The organism is Arsenophonus endosymbiont of Aleurodicus floccissimus (genome assembly GCF_900343025.1).
Classification (GTDB): Bacteria; Pseudomonadota; Gammaproteobacteria; order Enterobacterales; family Enterobacteriaceae; genus Arsenophonus.
In genome coordinates this window covers 34,548-53,573 of record NZ_OUND01000006.1, presented here as the reverse complement: position 1 = coordinate 53,573, position 19,026 = coordinate 34,548, and the positions used below count along the sequence as shown (strand labels likewise).

Here is a 19,026-nt window from a genome sequence, read left to right as displayed (position 1 = left end):
CGCTATTTAATTCAGGTTCAAAGCGATCAAGCCGGGTAACCTATCACCTATACTGCGTAAGAAACGGGTAAAACTTGTCGGCCCTCCCACCTTTTTCTCAATGAGATTAGCTGCTGTATTATCACTGTAACTAATAGCTGCACCACATAATTGTTGCCAGTTCATCGCTAAAGGAGCGATAAATTTTTCTGTCACGGGAGAGTGAGTAACTGGTTGTCATTTCTCAAACTGGACACTTTCCGTCAATACTATTTTTCCGTTATCTACTTGGTTTAACAACATACAACATAGCAACGCTTTAAAGGTGCTATTTAGAGGAAATCTTTTATTACCTCGATAACTTACCATAACATTATTAGCTGCATCAATAATAGCAACACCAATACGAGAATTTAGTTTTTTTTCTTCTTGCTTAACAATATTAACAAGCGCAGTTTGATTAATCGTATAAGCATTTGCATTACTACAGATGGCAGTAATAAACAATATCAACCTAACAGATTTTATTCGATGTTTGAAAAACATAGTATCATCCTATCCTCGAAATAAATTGCTATAAAACCCATCTTTTGTGTGACTGACAATCATAAGAATTTGCCTTATCAGTATTATTCTCAACTAAATATGTTACAACACAAACAAAAACTCTTTATTCCTATTGGGTAAAATATTATATAGATTAATTAGTTGATAGATTTAAATGAATAAATTTATTAGTGCGGATTTTTATTCCACATTTATGATTATATCTATAAGCACTGTGACATACAAGATGATAGATTTGCTATAGTACTTTCAATTTCCAATTACTTTACTGTCTTTTGATTTAGAAACAATAAAGTCCCCATCAATACTGATAAATAAATTTTCATAATATTATTTTGTACATCTGTTGTTCTCTCTTAATCAAGTTTTCCTCTCAAATTAGAGCCAGCTAAAAAATTTCTGCTATTTACAGCTAAATTAAGCGTTATTATCTGGAGATAAAACAATTATATTTCACGCAAATAAAGTAATAACCTGGTTGCCCCGCATTACATAATAACCTGCTATCTGGCTACCTTTTGTACGATTTTGGGTAAGTGTTTGTGTCAATTCCAACGTAATTCGTTGATGTAAAATGTCTATTTTACAAACCCTGGCTGCTTCAAAACCAAAAAAATACCTGACCTCAGGGTAGAGCGCCTTGAATAAACTTTCTTTGGCAGAAAACGTAACTAATAATGCTATTTCATAATCAATACCACTATCTGCCAGTAGTGCTTGTTCATCCAACGAAGAAAAAAGATTTGCGGTCTGCCTTATTGTTAGTTTCGATATCGACACCCGGTATCAGGTCGGCTTCCTGTGGCGATACTAGTGCGATAGCATGTCCATCGGTATGGGACAGGCTACCACACCATCCTGATAGCCAAGCTGGCGCACGATCCTGCCCAATACCGAGTGTGTTATTACATCCTGCAGTTCGTAGCAGTATTTTAGCCGCATATCGTACTGCAATATATTCTGCTCGACGTTTAACAACCGCTGAACTCAACGTTTGCGGAAAAGGAATAGCAAAATAGGTAAACAATGCGTCCTGATAACAGCGAATATCAAAATTGAACAAGCAGTAACACAGACCAGGTAAAGAGGTAATCGCCCCCACCTCAAAAGATCGAATAAAAGGCGGCATTGAGCCTGTCGTGATTGAAGTAAGCATTTAACAAACCATCGCTAATAACCAACAAAATAAAACGCCATAAAACAATTAATCCCGCTATTATCAATAACAGGTTAAAAATGATTCATTTTTTATCTGCAGCGAAAGTTTTATGTTGCTTCACTATTTCTTTTCGGGTCAGCTGGTATATGCTGCTCGCATTACTCTTTTTTAACCGATAGCCTTTCTTTTCGCTGTACTATTTGTAAGGCTGCATCCAGCGCTATATTTGCCGCGCAAAGCAAACCGTTTAGATAGCAAACCAGTGTTGCCGAGATTTGTTGTGCACTTCTGCCGTCAACACTGATTGGTTTCCCAAGAAAGGCTATCCCTCGGAAGTTAAGTTACTGCATGCTCGATGCTATGCGAATATACAGTCACGGCTCTAGCGTTGATTACAATCGCGATAATTCGGTTTAGTTGACTGAATAGTTCTTTCCCGTTATTACTATTCAAAATTGAGTAGTGGTTACCTTCAATACAAATACACTCGGCTGTTTTAAGTTGCTGATGCCAGAACTGCATCGCCTGTTGGCTTTGACTCGCATAAAGCAGATAGGTCATTACTTGCGGTGGGCAACCTGGAATGAAACTGCGCAAGCACGTGAGATTACGTCGGAAAGCTTGTAGCAGATTAGCTACATAATTCCGGGTAAAAAGCGACAAATCCAACCCTTCGCTAGCTTTACCCATCATCAAAAGTTTCACCTGTGGCAGAGTAATTTCATGCAGTTTGTAATTCAGTTCCTTGGCAAACCCATGCAATTGGCAGTCATTTGTTGGTAGCGTTTGCCATGAGTACGCAGCTGGCGGATCTATCATGATTAAAACCGGTTTTTTGCTCTGTAATTCTGACATAGCCACCATTTGATAGGCCAGCAGTGCACCAAATGACCATCCCACAACTATCAGGGGACAGTTGTCTTTCAGCTGCGGCAATACCTGGCGGCAGTAAACTGCAACTTGTTCAACAAGTGTATCTTCTACTAGTACCTGTCCATCTAACATAGGATCCTGGATCTAAATAACACTGACCCGGCTATCGAGCATCTTCAACATTTCCCTGTAGGCTAAGAGATCTCCACCAATCGGGTGAAGTAAAACCATCTGAGCCACAGCCATCTTGCTGACCTGCTGCGATGGTTTGGCGGTAGCCGTATCTCAGTAATAAAACGGTAAAGTGCCTCAGGTGTATCCAGTTGCATAAATTCAGCAAGCGTAAATGGGCTGGGAGATTTGGTATTCAATTCATCGAGTAAATCCAGCGCCTGAATACTGTCACCGCCCATACTCTCCCAGGAAGTATTATTGTCACTCTCTTCAATACCAAGATGTTCCGCGTACAGTTTTCGAATCAACGGTAATGAAAATTTATCCGCTAGATCAGAGCTGGCAGCCATAGGTAGACGGGATGGTATGTGCTGTTAATAAAAGTTAATAAAACCAGCGGGATTTAGTAAAACCGGTTGTACACACCAGTTGCTGAGTCTGCGGTGTACTCATGGTTTGATAAAGCATTTCAGCCCCCTCACGACGAGTGATACCGACCGGTACTCAAATGCAGCAGATTATCATGACGACACAGTCCAGCAGGAAGCTCCTGCACTGACATACCACCATCCTGCCAGATATCCGTTAGTACAAGCATAACTAAGCTGTCCAACACCACCATGGATAGCCGACATAGAGGAAGCGCAGATAATCCAACGCGACTCAAGTGCCTGCAGAATTTCCAGCGCGTCGCAGCTACGAATTTTTTCCTCAACAACGACAAAATCTTCGGCACACTGATGACGGGCAATAAGCGCCCCCGCCGGCACAATGTAAAATCCCCTGTATATGGGGCTATAACGCTCTTGCAACAAGTGCGTTAGTGATTGTACCTCGGCTATGTTAGTGATATCGCAACTCAGCGATTCGTACTCACATTGGCCAGCCAAATGCAAAGCGACAGGCTCTTTATTTACACAGCGTGAAACAAGAACAAATTGGCTATGAGGGGTAATGGCAGCAATGGCCTGTACCAATGCCTGACCGATGCCACCGCTGCCACCTAACAAGATAAATGCCTGATGGCAGCAGCGTGGATAACTGATGCAGTGGTTGCTCTGTCAACGGCTGATAGCTTAGCTTTAACCATCCCTTCCTGCGCCATGCATGTACCATATCATGCTGACTCAGACCATATCCGATAGCGACAGTCGGACTATCAACAGAACAATCAAGAAAGGCACAATGTATCTGTGGGTGTTCCTGCATAATAACATTCAGTGTACTGGTTAACATCGCCTGTTCAGGTAGTACCGCTTCCCCCACTGTCGTACTCAATGCACTAACAGTGAGCAGATCCAATTCTAGCGTGCGATTCGGCAGCCACTTGCTAGCAGCCTGTACGATATCAGTGAGACTCAGCAACAGTTCAACAGCGCACTCGCCAACAGAAGAAACCCACAGAATTTGTACATTACCAGCAGTGTTTGCTGCCTGCTGTAATAGTTGATCGGATTTTTCTTCTACTGATAACACCCGCACCTGATGAGCAGTCAGCTGCACATTATCGGGCAATCTGCCAATAACCAGGCAGAGATCGGCAACCGCCATCTTAGGCTGCACTGCCACTTGCCAGCAAGGAGTGTAACGCCATTGTTTAGTGGGTAGCTTTGCAGGAACTCCTGTAGGAAGTAACATAAAAGGGGCGCAGGCAAAGTTGGTAATAGAAAACTGCCAGCTTGCCGGATGATTATTCACTCGACTGATTGGCCAACTACTTTCATCATCCAACAACCAATCGCGACACTGCTGAGCCTGAATAGACGACAGCTGCTGGCTGTTTTGTAGTCTATCAATCCGCCGCAATATCTGCTGGCTATTTTGTCCCTGGGTTAACCAACTTTCCATTTCTGCCTGCGCTTTACCAAGCTAGTTCCATATACCGAGATAGCGTATTGATTGTGGTTTATGTAGTGATAAACGTACGCAGAGGATAGATAAATCCAGTGAAGAGGTGCGCATGACATTCAACAATTGAACGATAAGCCGTTGCAATGCCTGCGGCGTAAAGGTAGATAATGGCGCCAGACAGATCCCTGCTTGCTTAACTGAATGCGCGCAGCGCTCCTGCTGCTGTGGCTCACGTAAGATAAGAGGCGCATTGGTACCACCCATACCAAAACTACTAACACCAGCATAGCTTAGCTCTTCACTATTCCACTGGCGACTGGTGGCAATGGTAGTGAACGGTGTTTTATCTATTTCTAGCAATGGATTAGCGCGCTCATAGCCTACGTTAGCAGGCAGTACCTGATGATAGAGCGCCAAAGCAGCACGGATCAGCCCTAAGATACCAGCAGCTGGACCAGGGTGACCAAGCTAACTTTTTACCGAGGCGATATGGCAGAAACCCGTTTTACTCGTTGTCGATAAGAATGCTCGGCTAAATGCAGCAATTTCGATCGGATCACCCAGCGGTGTTGCCGTGCCGTGAGCTTCAACATAACCAATTTGATCGGCAGTTATTCCAGCACGTGCGAGTGCCAAATTAATCACCTTTGCCTAACCAGCAACAGAAGGCGCGGTATATCCTGCTTTATCACGACCATCATTGTTAATTGCACTGCCGCTGATAACGGCATAAATGCGGTCATTATCGCGTCGAGCTGCCGCCAATGGTTTGAGGATCACTGCGCCACACGCATTAGTCGCCAACGGGCCATCCGCCATATCACTGAACGGATTAGTGCTACCTTGTTTAGAGAAGATATGGCCAGGTGTCCATTTATATCCCTGTACTGCATCAGGATCGATATTGACACCAGCCACCACCATCATTTCAGCATCACCCATATTTAGTGCATTGCATGCCTGATGCACGGCCACTAAAGAGCTTGAACATCCAGTTTGTACCGTCAGCGCAGGGCCCCGCAAGCCTAGATAATAAGCCACCTTAGTCGCCAAAAAATCCTTTTGATAAGATAAACCCAAGGAAAAAGGATCGCTATTGTGATTTTCCGCATAATTTCTACGCTCTAACCAGCGTTGGTAAAAGGCATCACCTGTACTGGCTACGATGCCAACAGACGCCAAATCTTCCCTGCTACTATAGCCAGGATTTTCTAACGCCTGTACTACACTCATCAACAAATGACGTTGTTGTGGATCCATGCGTTTCCCCTCTTGTGGCGAAATACTAAACCAATTTGGATCGAAGTCAAAAATACCTAATAAGGAGAAACGTACTGTCACTTTACGCTCTTCATCTTCACTATTAGTGGTGATTGAAGGTTTGTCACGTTCGACCAACTCGCTAGAATCCATAACAGCACGCCAAAACGTTACCAGATCAGCACATTGACTGACATTGATTGCCATGCCAATCACCGCAATAGCTCCTTGTTCCGCTGAGGTTTCATTCAACATGGCTTGTTCAGTGACTGTCGATGCGATTGAAGGTGGTGACATAGATTTTTATCAGTCGTAGCGATGTTAAGCCCATAGTGAAAATTTGGTCTGCCCACTTGTTAGGCTTCCCACCAAGCTCTTTCTCTATTAACTGGCTTAATAAATAGTGCCAGTCTGCTACCGAGCGCTAGTTTGTTGCTTGCCGTTTAATAATCGGCTGAGCACTAAGATTATCATCTGGCAACGGGTACCATAGCAGCCCGGCTAAACCAGCCCGGTTAATTTTGCCGCTCGGTATGGTACTAAGTGCATCTACCAAGCGAAATTCCATTTTTAAAGCACCTGCTGGCAACCACTGCCCACACTCCAACCGGTAACCATTAATTTTGATTTGATAATCGCGTCTCTCAAGATAATTAAGACGCCCCTGTTTATCATAATGACCTATGTCTCCGGTCAGATAAGCTAACTGATGTTGTCCGTTCAGTGAGAGCTGACAGAATTTCTGCTGATTAGCACTGGGATTATTTTGATAGCAGGGCCATACGTGCATTCCAGTGATCACAATCTGCCCGATTTGTTGTTCACCAGCTGGTTGGTTTCATCAACTATATATACGCCACAATTATCTGCCGGATAACCGACCGGCACAGCTGTTGGCCAGTTATCGGGCTCACCCTGCAAGGTATAGCTAGTGACGACGTGAGTTTCTGAAGTACCATACATATTAATAAGCCGGGAACCCGGTGATTTGCGAAATAGATCCTTAATGGCCTCAGTACAAAAAAGCATCTCTCCAGCACTAACTATTTCATAAAGACAGTCTGGCGCCATTTTCAACGCTTGCGCAGTCTCGGCTAAGGATTGCAAAACAATATGGGGAATATACAAGCGCTCAACACGCTCAGTTTGTATAAATCATAGTAAAGCCTGATGGTCACGACGAAAATCCGGTGGAGGTAATAACAATGTACCGCCGGTACATAAGGTTGTGCAGATTTCCTGATGAGAAATATCAAAGGAGAGAGAGGTAAACTGTAAGGTGGTACGTGCCGGTTTGTCCAGCCCAATACCATTTTGCCATTGAATAATATTCAGCATTAGGTTGTGGCGTGCTACCAATTCTTTAGGCAACCCGGTCGAACCAGAAGTATATACCTTATACATCAAGGTATCTGCATTAACAGCCTTATCTTGGGGTAACGGTGACTGATTGGTAACTTGAAGATAACCATCAATTGGAATTAATGGCAACTCGGGTTGAGCGGTTAATAATGGCGAAGCTACATTGGCGCGATCAACCATCACGGCATCGATTCCTGCCGTGGTTAAAATACGCGTAATTAGTTTATCTGGGTAGTCACATCCAAACCGACAAAACAAATGCCACGACTGGCCATCGCTAAAATGGCAATAATTGCATGGCGGTCAGCATGAGCGTAGATCGCTACCACGCTGCCATAAGACAATTTCCACTGTTTACTAAGGAATATTTCCATGCACGCTACCTGTTCCATTAAGTCGGAATAGGTTAGCGTCATACCATTATTATCAACCAGTTCCAAAGCTTCGGGGTTAGGTTCCTTTGATGATCAAGCCAGGCTCGCAACGTAGCAAAAGGGAGCGTCTGCTGCTGCCCTTGATTAGCAATAACAGAGGGAACGAATGAAGGGGAAGAAGGAAACTGAGTTCAAAGTGTGTTCATAACAGCTAGCTCGCAGGTTAACTTTTGTAACAGACTGATCCATTGGCTGGCAAAAAAATGAGCCTCCTCACGACTGCACAACGCCGTCTGATACTCCAGAATCACTTCTATTGCCATCCCCTGTGGTGTTAAACAGACCAAAAATGGAAATTTGGCGCTACCGATGTCTGGTACACTGCTTTTCATCTTCAGGCCTGGCAATTCAAGGTAACAAAAATCAGTATTCTCCATAACAAATACTAGGTCAAATAGCGTTTGTCCTGCCGCCTGCATAGTTGAAGCAAGTTCAGTTAAGTCTGCATAGTTCACCATGTGATGACGGAAAATATTTTTCAGCTCTTGTCCCGAACGATCCAAGAAGCTAGCCAATGTGTCATCGGGCAATATCTGCTCATGCCATACCAGCGTATTAGCTAACATACCAATGATGTTTTCATTTTCACTACCTGGCAAAAAGCGACCGGCGTCAGGGAAACCAATAGTGACAGCACTCTGATTTTGCCATTGTCCCCAACTCCATCCCAACACACTGAGCAGCAATCCGGCAAACGTCATTCCTTGTTTTTTTGCCAGCACTTTAATGGCCTGAGTCCGTCTGTTGGTCGATCATCAGCTGCTGACGCTCACCAACCATATCAGCAGCGGGAATTAAACCAGAGCGTCGCCGTATCGCCAGTATCTCTGGCAGCCTTGCGCGCCAAAAATTTAGGCGCTGCTTATAACTATCCTTCTGCCTTCTGATAGTAAAGATTTAATGCTGCTGTATGGTGTAACAGTGAGTAATTTAGTGACACAAACCCTGCTTGCTGGTTGTGCTGTAGCGCAGCATAACAGTGGCTCAGCTCACGTAGTAAAATATTGATCAATTCACCATCAATCAGTGCATGGTGCATATTTAGCAACAGCACTCGCCGATCACTCTCTATAGTGAGTAAACAAACACGCAGAGCACACTTTTGACCTATATCGAAAGGCTGTCTGAACCACTCTTTAGCCCAGTTGGACCAAGCAACATCACTTACTTGTTGATGCTCAAGGCTAAAATCACTTTGCGGAACAACGCGTTGCATTAGCTGTTGCAAATTTAAGTCAAACTCAAACAAGGTACGTAAAGCACCATGGCGTTGTACCAATATCCGTAGTGCCTGCTCAAGACACTGCTCGTCCATCTGACCCTGAAATTCAAATTGAAAAGGCGTCGCATAAGCATAAAGACTGGGATCACGCTGCTGTAGAAACCACATGCGCAATTGTTCACTAGAGGCCACATGACTAATATCGTTATCAAGCACAATGGTTGCTTGCGCAGCAACTGGCGGTTGGCCAAGCTGATAACATTCTTATAGCTGTCAGCGAATCACCTCCATTTTCCATTAAGGAAAGTTGCGGGTAAAAATTATCGTAGCGCAACAGACATCGCAGCGCCGCCTCAGTATCGTTTTCACTAAACGGTTGTAGCTCTTGTGACCGATTTTGCACAACGAGTAATTTAAATAATGCCTGGTGATCAATCTTGCCATTTGGTGTCAAAGGCAGAGCTGGTAGCCTGTGCACTTGATGGGGGATCATCCAGCCGGGCACTCTTGACTTAAGAAAATCTACCAGTCGATCGACATCACCACTGACAAACGCGATTAACTCAATGGAAACCTCATTTTCACGCGTCAGCACCGCTGCCGCCTCAACATCCGGTGCCAAAAGAATATGTTATTCCAGTTCATTGATATCAACACGAAAACCACGAACTTTTACCTGATTATCAATCCGCGCCAACCACTCCAATTGACCCTGCTTGTTCCAGCATACTTTGTCACCGGTGCGATAACAACTAACAGATGGTGCAGTAAAATGACCGTCGACAAACTTCTGTTGAGTGGTTTGTTCATCTGCGTAATAGCCTAGTGCCACGCCAGGACCAGAAAAATAAAGCTCACCGCTTTCTCCCTCGCTAACGAGTTCCCCTTCCGGTGTCAAAATCCAGCACTGAGTTTGTCCGATCCCTTGCCCGATCGGTAGCCGATCACCTATGAAATTCTGCGGAACTGACCAGGCAGTAGCAAAAAGGGCTGCATTCCGTCAGTCCATAAACCAGCTGAGGTGAATTTGGCATAAACTGACGGTAAAACTGGCAAACCGCTTTCGGTCTTAATGTTTCTCCTCCTACTAATAAGCAGCTTATCGAGGCCAGCAAAGGGGCGGTACCAACGACTAAGGAGTGAAATAGTGCAGAGGTGATAAAATAGCACATCGACTGGAGCAGCAGGTTTAAAATCACTATCTGTTCCCTGATAACAGAGCATATCCGGCGTGATCATTACCGTATATGCCCCATTGGTTAATACTGCCCAAAAATCGAAACTGAAAGCATCAAAAGCCGGAATCGAAAGCGAGCCTACGCCTTGGCCAGGGGCAATGGTGACATAATCTGGCTGCCAAGCCATATGCAAGATCCCTTGTTGGCTAATTGCTACTGCTTTCGGTTTCCCGGTGGTGCCCGAGGTATAAAACAGGCAGGCACAAGCCTGCGGTGTTAAATGGTATCCCAAAAATGTAGAAATAGGACTAGCTTCAGGTAACTGACTGTGATCAATACAGCGTGTGGTCCGCGGTAAAGCGCAATTTACGACAGATGATGTCAGCACCAGCGCCGGCGCTACATCTTCCAACAGTTGTTCTAAACGGGCTTAATGTGTATCGGGTTCAACGCAAAGATAACTGCCTCCAAGCTTTATTACCGCCAATATGGCTATTGCCATATCGGCACCTTTTTGCAAATGCAGAATAATAATGCGGCCAGGTTTTCCAACTAAAACAGCTAATTTAGCCGCCAATACGCTACTCTTATCCTCCAGTTCGCGGTAGCTCAAGCTTTGCTGTGCATCAGCTTCAGGCATTGCTTGAAGCTAATGGTGAAAAGCAGCAAGTAAATTTTGCGGTTTTTCGGTGTTCATATGCATACTTCCTCAACCATTTCCTGGCAATGTTCGACTATGATATTTTCCACCATCAGCGCCACTTTTTGCACGTGAGGTGGATCCATCAACGACCAATGATTAACTGAGATAGGCAGCGCAACTAATTGGGGGATAACCTGACGCCATGCTTCGGCGGCACGTTCAATATCAAAGGTGTACTCTTTGTCGCGTACCTGGATTAACCAGGCACGGCCAGAAAAATGGGGAACCTTAGTTATACCAGTAAGTAAGAGACGGTGATGATTGTATAAGCGGGTGATAACGATCAATATCATCTTCATGAATATCTGGAAATATGCCATCAAAACGACATAATTTCTGTTTAAATTCGTCCAATTCCATTTGTGGGATACAGCGCACCATTTCGGGATAAGGGTAGCCCGTATCAAACATAATAATTTTGCTATGGTGAAAACCTCGTTGTTGAAGCTTACGTGCCATTAATAATGCCATCAGCCCACCTAATGACCAACCGTATAGTATATGAGGCTGACTAATTAGATGTTCAATTTGAGTCAGGTAATGGTCTGCCATTGCATCAAAAATGGGTAAAAATGACTCTCCCTCTTTTAAGCCTTGCGCCTGAATACCATGTATACCGAGGTCACGATTGAGAGCATTCGCCAGTTTTAGATAGCAATAAGCGGTACCGCCACCAGGATGTATACAGATAAGATGGCGCTTCCCGTCACGAAAGGTCATTAAATTGTAGGCCCGAACATTTTGTTGCTGGCTACCTCTGGTGCGAGTCCGTAGTAAAACCGCTAATTGCTCAATAGTTGGATAACGAATTAATTCAGTTAGTGAAAGAAGTTGGCCAATCTCTTTTTCAACCAGATTTACTAGTCTTAATGCATCCAGCGATGAACCACCAAGTTCAAAAAAGTGGCTATGGATATCAATCGTTACGTTAAGAAAAAGCTGCGAAAAAAGAGTATACAGCTTCATCTCAATATCATTACGAGGTGCGATAAATTTGTCATTGCGCGGTCGATCGATCACCCGCATAGCCTCTAGCGCCCGCAAATCAAATTTACCGTTCACCGTCAGTGGCATTTTTTCAATTTACTGCAGATAACGTGGAACCATATACTCTGGCAATTTATTAGCTAGCTCTTTACGCACTTGGCTGCTATCCAAAGGATTATTACTAATATAAAAACCATGTAGTTCACGATGACCAGCTTCTCCAGGCGCTATTACCACCCCAAGAATGACACCCGGTACAGCTTCCAGTGCCAGGCGCACCTCTTTTAATTCAACACGATAGCCTCTGATTTTGACCTGATCATCACGCCGTCCGACAAAAATCAATCCCTCTTCTCTCCAATAACCGTAATCACCACTGCGATAAGCTCTAACCTTTTCTTTCTTAGAACCGGGAAGAGTAATTTCAACAAATGCGTTTTCATCTAAATCTGGCCGATTATGGTAACCACGCGCTAATCCCTGACCGACAAAATAGAGTTCACCAATGGCGACATCAGGAACATGTTGCTGCTGCGAATCAAGAATATAGACCTGCATGTTGTTGGAAATCCATCTAAGAGGAACCGTGCCGCTGATTTTGCGACGTACGGCATAAGCAAAACTATAAACACACGTTTCCGCGGGACCATAGATATTAAACAAAATTTTGACCCCAGCCTGCTTGGCAGCACGCACCACTGTAGGGTTAACAACATCACCACCAGAAATCACCGTATCAACAGTTGAAAAAAGCGCGGCCTTAACAGACTGCATGTAGCTATCAAATAATCCTGTCGCTAAGAAAATATTGTCTGGTTGATAATTAACAATCAGCTTCTGCATTCGCTGTGGATCAGCAATGGCTTTTCTTTCTGGAGTAATGACCGTCGCAACATGGATCCAAGCTGACCACAACTGCAGCGTTACACAATCAAAAGTTTCATTCGCGGAATAGAAAACACGCTGTGAGACTGGAAGGTGTCGAGGTTGATATAAGGTACTCATCACTAACTGATGAGATAATGCCACACCTTTGGGAGTGCCTGTGGTACCAGAGGTAAAAATTAGGTAACTCAGATCTTCAACCGACCCTTTTGGCCTCTGGCTCAAGGGAGATATGGCATCAAATAAAGACGTTTGAGCTTCTTCCAGTAGAAGAGATATCTCTAATTGCGGTAATGCCAGAGCGAACATTTGGGGTTGATCGACTAACAGCAAATCGGGCTGTACCACCCCATTCATCAATGCTTTACGTTCCTCAGGTGCACTACGATCAATACAGTAATAAATCATTCCTGCATACTGCACCGCCAAAATAGCAATCACCAACTGCGCCAGAGGTTCAATATGCAACATGACAATCATTTGGTGCGGATCAGTAAACATGGTATTTAAATGATTAGCGATATAGGTTGCAATCTGGTGAAGTTGGCCATAACTCCACTGCTGACCAGTCACATTATCAATAAGCGCAATATGGTCAGGTTGTTCTAACACATGAGTATAGAATTGTTGTGCCAAAGTATGGGCAGGCCAGGCGACGGCGGTAGCATTACGTTGATCTATCTTCGCTATCATGGCCGGCGTAAGCAGCGGTAAATCGATGATCCGCTGATCAGAATTTACCAACACCGTCTCTAACGCTGTTTGATATTGCACCATAAAAGCGTTAAATAGCCATCCTGATTAATCGTTGGCGCGATATTTAAACGTAAATGGATTTCACCATTTTCTGCCTGGCAATATAGTAGTTGTAAGTCATTACTACTTTCGATAAATTCATAATTTTCGCAGACGGTGACGCCATCATTGAAACGATAGCTGTGGTTTAATGCCACCGTTTCACCAAATATCAGATTGAACCTTTCTAATGAATGTTCTTTTTTCTGTTTACGCAACGTATTAATGATATTTGCTAAAGGGATATGTTTTGCCACTTTCCAGCGTTTGCGTTGCAAAATGATTTGTTCAAATAAGTTAGACCAACTCAAATCTGCGGTAAAATGGTGACCTAAAATAACAGTGTTGACCCAACATCCTCCTTCTTCACGGCGAGAGATCGGGCGCATACTTAATGGCGAGAGCATGAAAATATCATTTTGACCCGATAAACGGTAAAGTAAACCAACAAATATTGCCTGTAAAACAATATGCCGGGCTGCGTTATGCTTGTCCGCTAAAACCTGAACACTCTTCACAAGAGATTCAGGTAGCGATAACATTTTACTTTCTACCTTTTCATTCTGTTGCGAACTGCGAGGCAGCATTAATTGATATGGTTGCCCAATTAAATCTTGTGCACGTTGCTCCGACAGCGCTAATTCTGATTGAGTTAAACTATTTTCTGGCTGTTGATTGATGAAATAACATTCTGGCGATGCCCATTGCGGTAATGGTTGAAACTCTGTTAATAATTGATAAAAGTGCTGGACATTTAACATAAACTGACGAAATGAGATACCGTCAATAATTAGATGATGAATAACAAGATTTAATACATGCTCCATCTGCTGATCGTTTTTATCTAGATAGCATAAGCACCATTTAAATAATGGTGTCACACCAGGGATCAATCTCTGTTGGTAAATGGCATTAAGATTATCCTGGCCAGACTGCTGCGGTGAATCGTGTTGTGAAAAATCATAATATTCACCTTGTGTCGGTACCTCAACATGGCATTTTTTAATTCGTTTTGCCATAAAAACGTCCACTGAAAACTTGGTTGCTTTAGTGCATGGGACAGAGCCAACATAAAAATGTCACGATTAAGTTGACCTGTTAATTTTATTGAAAAAAGTGTATTGGAAATTTCAGCGTTATCAGATGATTTATCGGATAAATAAAATGTATTTTCCCACTTTAGTCGCAAACCATTGTGTCATGGTATATTTTTTCCTCGTATGTTGTGATAAAGGGTAATTCCACTGCCTTGGTAGATTTTTATTGATAGTAAGCAGCGGCTGGTTATTACATTTGCTCAGCAAATCGAGACAATCTGGTATTTCAACGCTTCTTTTGTATTTACCCAGTCAACCAACGATACCAAGCTCCTTCAAACCTTGCTTGTACAGGGAAGTATTAGATGTTAGCGGTTTTTAGGTTGTCACGTTACAACCTATAAGAATTAAGAATTTTCACTACCCGTATCAAACGCGAACAGTAACCTGGAACAAAATGGTAGATATCGTTAGTATTTTTGAAAATATGCATACATATCATTAATCTACCATAACTAATTGTTTTAATACGTTATTTTCTTTATTAATTTATTTTCGTGCTGAGTTTCACATTTCTAATTTATTTAACGTTTTACGGCCAACTAAAACTGCCCACCACATTAAATTGTTAACGGAAATAACTGACCTGAAGTATTAAGAGTTAATACATCGTTATAGTTCTGTAATATTAAGATAATTAAGTGTTATTCGCTTCGTTTCATTGATTTTCCGATAGATAAAATCGTGGTTAAATTTAATCAAAATTCTATTAGGAGATATTGGTTTGTTTAGTAAATATTTAAGTGTTAGGTAACCTAAAACAGATGAAGCGGGAAAGAGGGATTAAAATTGACTTCTTAATTATTTATTATTAGATTTTACGCTCAAACACAAATTGACCTCGATTTATTGCCTAAAATTTATGGTGTCTGTGGCTATCCGGATAAAACCGATACCAGAATAAAAAATAGCTTTCCCTTTATCAGAAAATTGGGGACTTTTGGTGATACTAATAGATTGGGAATGGTGGAAGACCATAGGAGTTGAACCTGCCAAGGACCGTCGGCGGCTCCATCTGGATTTGAAGTCCAGCCACCCCACCGGGGACCATGATCTTCCATGGAAAAATTGGCAATCATTATAATCTTATTTTCAGAAATTCTAAACCTAGGTATTTAAACAATCTGGTAAAAAAAAACAGATAAAATATTTGTCTTCATATTGAACTCAGCCATTTATAGCCATATCTTAATCACATCTCTTATTTAATATTTAATTGTACCTATCAAGTAGTATAATTAATCACAGGATGTTTTTATTATGACAAATCCTTTACTAACGAAATCTGTATTACCTCATTTTGCAACCATTACACCGCAAGATGTGCTCCCTGCGATAAAAACCGTATTAGACAACTATCGGCAAACAATTGAGACCATAGTTAAAGAAAATAGCACCTTTAACTGGCGCAATTTATGTCAACCATTAGAAGAAGCTAACAACAAACTCTCTCGAGCCTGGTCACCCGTAGGTCATCTCAATGCAGTAAAAAATAGCACCGAATTACGACAAGTATATGATACCTGTTTACCTATGCTATCAGAATTTAGTACCTGGATGGGACAACATACCGGTCTTTACCAAGCTTATAAATCGTTAAAAAATAGTGCTGAATTTGATACCCTCAATCAAGCACAACGTAAATCAATTGAAAATACGTTACGTGATTTTGAATTATCCGGAATTGGTTTACCAGCAGAAAAAAAGAAACGTTATGGTGAAATTGCTATTCGAATTGCCGAATTAAAAACTAAGTTTAACAATAATGTGTTAGATGCAACGATGGGTTGGACAAAACTGATTAAAAATAGCGATCAGTTAACTGGCATACCAGAAAGTGCTCTTTTAGCAGCAAAAGCATTAGCTAAATCTAAAGGAGAAGAAGGCTGGTTATTCACGTTGGATATGCCAAGCTATCTGCCAATTATGACTTATGCTGATAATCGTCAACTACGCCAAGAAATGCATCACGCCTATAATACCCGTGCTTCTGATCAGGGGACAAACGCTGGTAAATGGGATAATAGTGACATTATGGATGAAATTTTAGCCTTACGTTACGAATTAGCACAATTACTTGGTTTTAATAATTTTGCTGAAAAATCTTTAGCTACTAAAATGGCCGAATCACCCAAACAGGTTCTGGATTTTCTTACCGATCTTGCGCAACGAGCCTACCATCAAGGTGAAAAAGAACTTGCGGAATTGACCCAGTTTGCTAAGGATCACTACGGAATTGAGAAACTTGAGCCCTGGGATCTGGGTTACTATAGTGAAAAACAAAAACAACATAAATTTTCAATTGATAATGAACAACTACGTGCTTACTTTCCAGAACAACGGGTTATCAACGGTATGTTCGAAGTCATTAACAGAATTTATGGTTTGACAGCAAAAGAGCGTCATGATGTGGAGATATGGCATCCCGATGTACGTTTCTTCGAATTATATAATGAACGTGGTGATTTATGCGGCAGCTTCTATTTAGATCTCTATGCCCGAGAACATAAACGTGGCGGTGCCTGGATGAATGATTGTACGGGCAGATTAAAGCATATCAATGGCAGCTACCAAAAACCTGTGGCTTACCTAACCTGTAATTTTAACCAACCTGTTGGTGATAAACCCGCACTGTTTACCCATGATGAAGTTATTACCTTATTTCATGAGTTTGGCCATGGTTTACACCATATTTTAACCCAAATTGATGTAGCGGATATAGCTGGTATTAATGGGGTACCGTGGGATGCTGTCGAACTACCCAGTCAATTTATGGAAAATTGGTGTTGGCAACCTGAAGCACTTACCTTCATTTCAGGTCATTATGAAACAGGTGAACCGTTACCAAAATCAATGTTAGATAATATGTTAGCAGCCAAAAATTATCAGGCCGCAATGTTCATTCTTCGTCAATTAGAATTCGGTTTGTTTGATTTTCGCTTACATACTGAGTATTCTCCGCAAAAAGGCGGCCAAATTTTATCAACCTTACGATCGGTTAAACAACAGGTTGCTGTAGTGCCGTCACCCGAGTGGGGCCGTTTCCCTCATGCATTTAGCCATATTTTTGCCGGTGGTTATGGTGCCGGTTACTATAGTTATTTATGGGCCGACGTTTTAGCTGCCGATGCATTTTCACGATTTACCGAGGAAGGTATTTTTAATCGCAGGACTGGGTTATCATTTCTCGATAATATTTTAAGTCGTGGTGATTCAGAGGAACCGATGGTACTGTTTGAACGTTTCCGCGGACGAAAACCTAAGCTGGATGCAATGTTACAAAGTTATGGTATTAATGTATAAATGGCAATTGATATTCAATTAATTTGTAAACCTGGCGCTTCTCAAAGCGCCTTATCGCTGATTGCCAATAAATGGCAACTTAAACACACGCCTGCTGCATTAATGGCATTAGTGCTAACACCCCAGTATTTACAATTAAAAAAATTAGACGAACCTAAATTAGGTGGCATTTACGTTGATTTTGTTTCAGGGGCAATGAAACACCGACGTAAATTTGGTGGTGGTCGAAATGAAGCTATTGCCAAAGCAGTTGGCATCAAAAAATCATATTTACCCACGATTGTTGATGCTACTGCCGGTCTTGGCAGAGATGCTTTTGTCCTTGCTGCGCTAGGCTGTGAAGTCCGCCTGTATGAACGTCATGCCGCAGTTGCGGCACTTCTTGATGACGGATTACAACGGGCTTACGCACATGCTGAAATAGGAAGCTGGTTAAGACAGAGAATGACATTGCTACACGCTTCAAGCATCGATGCATTGACAACGATGTCACCCGCACCAGATGTAGTTTATCTCGATCCGATGTATCCCCATCGACAAAAGAGTGCTTTAGTAAAAAAAGAAATGCGCGTTTTTCAATCGCTTGTTGGTAATGATGACGATGCGGACAACCTCTTAATTCCGGCAATAACAATAGCTAAACGCCGGGTTGTGGTGAAACGATCCAATTATGCATCCCCCCTAGCAGCAATCTCTCCACAAGCGACGATCAAAACTAAAAATCATCGTTTTGATATTTATTCATTTTCAACTGATTCACTCCGTTAAATATTAATAAAAATAATAAATAACCAAAAATGTTGATAAAAAGCCAAATATTATATCAATATTAACTCTTTTATAAAAATATCCCTTATTTATTGTTCTAAAAATACCATTTTTTTAAAATAATATTCATATTATAAACATTAAAATAAACTTGTAATAACCTTAAAACAAATGTAATTGTTTAAATGGATATTGTTAATAATATTGGAGATAATTTGCTGATCATAAAATAAAACAACAGTATACATTTTATTATTTCAACACCAAAACCTCAAAACAAGAAATAACCATAACAGAAAAAATAAAAGTTATTCTTAATTATAAAAATCCCTCCCAAAAAAACAAAATAAAATAATTAAAGAGCTCTAACAGGCTGTAAATGATTTTAAAATTTTTGCTGATTTAAAAGACCTTAAATCAAGCGAAAAG

The 19,026-nt window shown here is 41.9% G+C and carries 21 protein-coding genes, 1 tRNA gene and 4 pseudogenes; 3 read left to right on the top strand and 23 right to left on the bottom strand.

Going from position 1 to position 19,026, the window contains the following annotated elements; all coding sequences use genetic code 11:
* Nucleotides 1-6: 6 nt before the first annotated feature.
* The 22 genes and pseudogenes from ARADI_RS19070 to ARADI_RS15245 form a co-directional block, all read right to left on the bottom strand.
* A pseudogene (locus ARADI_RS19070) lies at nt 7-525 on the bottom strand (serine hydrolase).
* Between the two features lie 474 nt (nt 526-999).
* Nucleotides 1,000-1,275 carry a 4'-phosphopantetheinyl transferase family protein gene (locus ARADI_RS19065; RefSeq protein ID WP_238149542.1) on the bottom strand — a complete coding sequence of 92 codons (276 nt, stop codon included), beginning with the start codon at nt 1,273-1,275 and terminating at the stop codon, nt 1,000-1,002.
* Entirely contained in the window at nt 1,268-1,702 is a 435-nt protein-coding gene (locus ARADI_RS19060) for a 4'-phosphopantetheinyl transferase family protein (protein WP_238149541.1), read from the bottom strand. The genes ARADI_RS19065 and ARADI_RS19060 overlap by 8 nt, the downstream gene beginning before the upstream one ends.
* Before the next feature lie 339 nt (nt 1,703-2,041).
* Nucleotides 2,042-2,710, bottom strand: a complete 669-nt coding sequence (locus tag ARADI_RS15345; RefSeq protein WP_119712586.1) for a thioesterase domain-containing protein — start codon at nt 2,708-2,710, stop codon at nt 2,042-2,044.
* Nucleotides 2,711-2,772: 62 nt separating this feature from the next.
* Entirely contained in the window at nt 2,773-3,102 is a 330-nt protein-coding gene (locus ARADI_RS15340) for an acyl carrier protein (protein WP_119712585.1), read from the bottom strand.
* 171 nt (nt 3,103-3,273) lie between these two features.
* A complete protein-coding gene (locus ARADI_RS15335; protein WP_182853307.1) occupies nt 3,274-3,762 on the bottom strand; it encodes a KR domain-containing protein in 489 nt (162 codons plus the stop codon).
* Nucleotides 3,695-4,600 (bottom strand): hypothetical protein, encoded by a 906-nt coding sequence (locus ARADI_RS15330; RefSeq protein ID WP_147392431.1) that lies wholly within the window; start codon nt 4,598-4,600, stop codon nt 3,695-3,697. Before ARADI_RS15330 ends, ARADI_RS15335 begins: the two co-directional genes overlap by 68 nt.
* A 21-nt stretch (nt 4,601-4,621) precedes the next feature.
* Complete coding sequence (locus tag ARADI_RS15325; RefSeq protein WP_305000211.1) at nt 4,622-4,963, bottom strand: ketoacyl-synthetase C-terminal extension domain-containing protein; 342 nt, start codon at nt 4,961-4,963, stop codon at nt 4,622-4,624.
* Nucleotides 4,964-4,990: 27 nt separating this feature from the next.
* Nucleotides 4,991-5,248 (bottom strand): annotated as a pseudogene (locus ARADI_RS15320) (beta-ketoacyl synthase N-terminal-like domain-containing protein); the annotation flags it as partial.
* Between the two features lie 6 nt (nt 5,249-5,254).
* Nucleotides 5,255-6,160, bottom strand: a complete 906-nt coding sequence (locus tag ARADI_RS15315) for a beta-ketoacyl [acyl carrier protein] synthase domain-containing protein (protein WP_119712581.1) — start codon at nt 6,158-6,160, stop codon at nt 5,255-5,257.
* A gap of 127 nt (nt 6,161-6,287) precedes the next feature.
* The gene (locus tag ARADI_RS21380) at nt 6,288-6,653 is read right to left on the bottom strand and encodes a hypothetical protein (protein WP_369407058.1); all 366 of its coding nucleotides are present in this window, start codon (nt 6,651-6,653) and stop codon (nt 6,288-6,290) included.
* 8 nt (nt 6,654-6,661) lie between these two features.
* Nucleotides 6,662-7,405: pseudogene (locus ARADI_RS19055) on the bottom strand (AMP-binding protein).
* 38 nt (nt 7,406-7,443) lie between these two features.
* A complete protein-coding gene (locus ARADI_RS15295) occupies nt 7,444-7,641 on the bottom strand; it encodes a hypothetical protein (protein ID WP_238149540.1) in 198 nt (65 codons plus the stop codon).
* Nucleotides 7,642-7,790: 149 nt separating this feature from the next.
* Nucleotides 7,791-8,387, bottom strand: coding sequence for a condensation domain-containing protein (locus ARADI_RS15290; RefSeq protein ID WP_255420758.1), 597 nt, complete (start codon nt 8,385-8,387; stop codon nt 7,791-7,793).
* A gap of 140 nt (nt 8,388-8,527) precedes the next feature.
* Nucleotides 8,528-9,097 (bottom strand): condensation domain-containing protein, encoded by a 570-nt coding sequence (locus tag ARADI_RS15285; protein ID WP_119712574.1) that lies wholly within the window; start codon nt 9,095-9,097, stop codon nt 8,528-8,530.
* Nucleotides 9,090-9,503 (bottom strand): AMP-binding enzyme, encoded by a 414-nt coding sequence (locus ARADI_RS15280; protein WP_182853303.1) that lies wholly within the window; start codon nt 9,501-9,503, stop codon nt 9,090-9,092. Before ARADI_RS15280 ends, ARADI_RS15285 begins: the two co-directional genes overlap by 8 nt.
* Before the next feature lie 9 nt (nt 9,504-9,512).
* On the bottom strand, nt 9,513-9,779 hold the full coding sequence (locus ARADI_RS15275) for an acyl-CoA synthetase family protein (RefSeq protein ID WP_182853302.1): 267 nt from the start codon (nt 9,777-9,779) through the stop codon (nt 9,513-9,515).
* A 50-nt stretch (nt 9,780-9,829) separates the two neighbouring features.
* Nucleotides 9,830-10,699, bottom strand: a pseudogene (locus tag ARADI_RS15270) (AMP-binding protein).
* 53 nt (nt 10,700-10,752) lie between these two features.
* Nucleotides 10,753-11,049, bottom strand: a complete 297-nt coding sequence (locus tag ARADI_RS15260; RefSeq protein WP_147392429.1) for a hypothetical protein — start codon at nt 11,047-11,049, stop codon at nt 10,753-10,755.
* The gene (locus tag ARADI_RS15255; RefSeq protein ID WP_119712568.1) at nt 10,991-11,836 is read right to left on the bottom strand and encodes an alpha/beta fold hydrolase; all 846 of its coding nucleotides are present in this window, start codon (nt 11,834-11,836) and stop codon (nt 10,991-10,993) included. Before ARADI_RS15255 ends, ARADI_RS15260 begins: the two co-directional genes overlap by 59 nt.
* A 9-nt stretch (nt 11,837-11,845) precedes the next feature.
* A complete protein-coding gene (locus tag ARADI_RS15250) occupies nt 11,846-13,378 on the bottom strand; it encodes an AMP-binding protein (protein ID WP_182853301.1) in 1,533 nt (510 codons plus the stop codon).
* Nucleotides 13,379-13,386: 8 nt separating this feature from the next.
* Nucleotides 13,387-14,448, bottom strand: a complete 1,062-nt coding sequence (locus ARADI_RS15245; RefSeq protein ID WP_119712566.1) for a condensation domain-containing protein — start codon at nt 14,446-14,448, stop codon at nt 13,387-13,389.
* A 927-nt stretch (nt 14,449-15,375) separates the two neighbouring features.
* Here ARADI_RS15245 and ARADI_RS15240 point away from each other — a divergent pair.
* Nucleotides 15,376-15,513, top strand: a complete 138-nt coding sequence (locus ARADI_RS15240; protein ID WP_182853300.1) for a hypothetical protein — start codon at nt 15,376-15,378, stop codon at nt 15,511-15,513.
* On the opposite strand, the gene ARADI_RS15235 is transcribed toward ARADI_RS15240, so the two are convergent.
* Nucleotides 15,491-15,585 (bottom strand) — tRNA-Sec (locus tag ARADI_RS15235). The two genes, ARADI_RS15240 and ARADI_RS15235, sit on opposite strands and share 23 nt — an antisense overlap.
* 201 nt (nt 15,586-15,786) lie before the next feature.
* Here ARADI_RS15235 and prlC point away from each other — a divergent pair.
* Complete coding sequence (gene prlC, locus ARADI_RS15230) at nt 15,787-17,829, top strand: oligopeptidase A (protein WP_119712565.1); 2,043 nt, start codon at nt 15,787-15,789, stop codon at nt 17,827-17,829.
* On the top strand, nt 17,830-18,597 hold the full coding sequence (rsmJ, locus tag ARADI_RS15225; RefSeq protein WP_119712564.1) for a 16S rRNA (guanine(1516)-N(2))-methyltransferase RsmJ: 768 nt from the start codon (nt 17,830-17,832) through the stop codon (nt 18,595-18,597).
* The last annotated feature ends 429 nt before the right edge of the window (nt 18,598-19,026 follow it).